The 2,605-nt window shown below is 56.4% G+C and carries 1 protein-coding gene; it reads right to left on the bottom strand.

Annotation, left to right across the window (positions count from 1 at the left end):
- Positions 1 to 558 precede the first annotated feature (558 nt).
- The gene (locus tag GOB85_RS18575) at positions 559 to 2,424 is read right to left on the bottom strand and encodes a hypothetical protein (protein WP_194298841.1); all 1,866 of its coding nucleotides are present in this window, start codon (positions 2,422 to 2,424) and stop codon (positions 559 to 561) included.
- Positions 2,425 to 2,605: the final 181 nt, after the last annotated feature.

Raw genomic sequence — 2,605 nt, 5'->3', positions numbered from 1 at the left:
GCCGTGAAAACCCCCAGCGCCTATGATACTGTGGCTTAAGCCACGGGAAAGTCGGTCGCCGCCAGGTCTTCCAGTCTACCTCAGAATAAAATGTCACATGATTACCAACGCAGTAAGGACTCTGCACTCTAGGTAGAGTGCAGGTGTTTCTGTTTTTAAAAAATGATAAAATGCTAAATAGCGACTGTGTTTATGTTGCTGGTGCAACTTTGCTCGGTTTTGAGACCAGCGTTAGCGATAGTGACAAGATGTCGCTAGCTTGCTTCGCTCCTTCAGGCGTCTGGCGACAGCCTTCAGAACAAGAAGCATAGCGACCCATCGATCCCGGGAATAGAGCGTAACCCTGCTTGAGATGCATCGCAGTTCGTTCTGCAGCCTGCGCCCGGCCTCTTGGCGAACGATATGAGCCAAGCGATGAGTTCAGCGTCAATCTGCCCGTTCAGGCTCAAGACTCTGCAGGGTCTCACACATACGAATTCATTTGCCAGCAGTGGGAAAAAGAACCCCTGCGATTTACACAAAATTCGCCCGTCAATTCCCGGAGGATGATGGCAGGATTCAGTTCTGGAAGGGATAATACCGGAATGTCACGAAGACAGTATTGCCATTGGCGGTCGGTCGGGTGGTGAGGCCTGCGTCATCAATGCCGCGGAAAGCAAACTTTCGTACATAAGTGTATTGCAGACCCGCCATGATGCTGCCGTAGCGACCGTCGAGGAGATGCCACCAGCCGCCAAGGGTATAGGATGCAAGGGTCTGAGTTTCTGCATTGCAGGTTCCGAGCATGATGGCACAGCCGGAGAGGTTCGTGTTCGGGGAGCCGTAGCCGTAATAGTTGCCGTCGGCACCGGAATAGGTGGAACGATGGGCACTTTCGATACCGCCATAGGTATAAAGCAGCAGACTGTTTGCAGGATGACCGATCAGGCCGAGAGAGCCGTTGATCTGCTTCAGCGGAGATGGTGCTCCCCCGCTGGTGAAGGTCATATCAGGGAGTTGGCTCGGGCCGTAACGACCGATACCCTGACCGGCGAGGACGTCTCCAACGAGCTGGATTTTGTCAGAAAAGAGAGGCACGGCCATGGAGCCGCCGACGCCGCCACCGAAAGCGACGTGGGAGCGGGCCTGTCCACCATATCCGCTGCCTGTGATTGTGACGGTTCGGAACCAGCGGGCCAGACCGTAAACTTCATAGTGACCGGCAGAGGTATCGACGGCGCCTTTGAGGACAATATCTGGGGCAACATCAAGACTGTAATGGGCTTCCGGGTCGAGCATGCCAGAGCCGGTGCTGTTGTACACGACGTAGGGGCCACTGGTATGTCCGGCGGCGGCGGGGAGCATGTCTCCTGAACTGAAGCTCGAATCATCGAATCCGACCGTGGCCTGAGGCGCCTCCACAGAAAGACCGAGCCACCATTTACGGTCGAAATCCTTGATGAAACGGATCTGTGGAACGCGGGTGAAGGTGACACCGGGAATGAGGTTGCTGTCCACGACGGGAGGAAGCTGCTCGTGGCGTCTGAGCAGGGTTTTCGAATAGCCGGTGGTGAGGCTCCAGGCCTGGCCAGCGAGGAAATGGAGTCCGAGGCTGTTGTCATCGGCGGCGAGGTAAGCCTGCCGCATGCGGGGAACGTAGCTGTTGGTCTGGACGCCGTTGGAGTTGCTGCCTGAGCCGCCGAAATCGCCTTCGACATAGGCTTCGACAGTCACGTCATGGGAAGGTTTTCCCTCGACGAGCATACTGAATCGGCTGAGCTGGGCGGTGGGGCGGTATTCCGAAACATGGGCATTAGGGTTGCCGGAATAGGGGAAGGACCCCCACGGCGTTGCAGGCCCGGCGGTAAGATTTTTGTCGCGAAAGATATTCGACATATCAATGAATCCGCCTAGTTTGACGGAAACCGACCCGATTCTGAACACGGCGGGAGCGGTATCGACGCCTGTCTGGGTCAGAAAGGCGGGGCTGGACGACGACAGATTAATGTCGGGAACGGCGACGGGTTCACCGGCGACAGTGAGAGGATCTCCGGCGACTGTAACGGGCGTGACGGTTGTATCGGTTGAATACGGTGCGACGGGCTGACCATCAATGCGCATGGGGCCGGCGAACTGCACTGCGCCATGTTCACCGAGAACGGGCGTTTCCGAAATAAACCGGGCCGGGTGACCAGTACGGGTGGCGCTGGCGCTGCCACGGGTCAGGGTTTCATGTCGCGTGGGGACGCTGCGAGGAGCAGGCAGTCGCTGTTGCCGAAGTTCCTTCACCTGATCCTGAAGCTGGAGCACCATGCTGCGAAGCTGTGCGATTTCGGCACTGCTGTTGTCAGCATAAGCGCGATCAGAAATTGAAATAAATAAAAATGCTGAACAGGCGACGCTAAACTGGACAGTTTTTGACCGGCGGAAACGACGTCTGCTCACCCTGCGATAGTCCCTGATGTCTGACTGTTCCGGATTAGATCTGGTGTCAGCGACTGACAGAAAGGTGATCTAGAGCATAATCCGATCAGTCTGGTTCATATCCGGCGGCGGTGAAGCACGCTGCGGCCTGGCGATGAGAGATATCGTCAATTGCTCCACAGACGGTATTTTGAAGAGCGTC

The organism is Acetobacter fallax (assembly GCF_011516735.1).
Lineage (GTDB): Bacteria > Pseudomonadota > Alphaproteobacteria > Acetobacterales > Acetobacteraceae > Acetobacter > Acetobacter fallax.
This window is presented reverse-complemented; position numbering and strand designations above follow the sequence as displayed.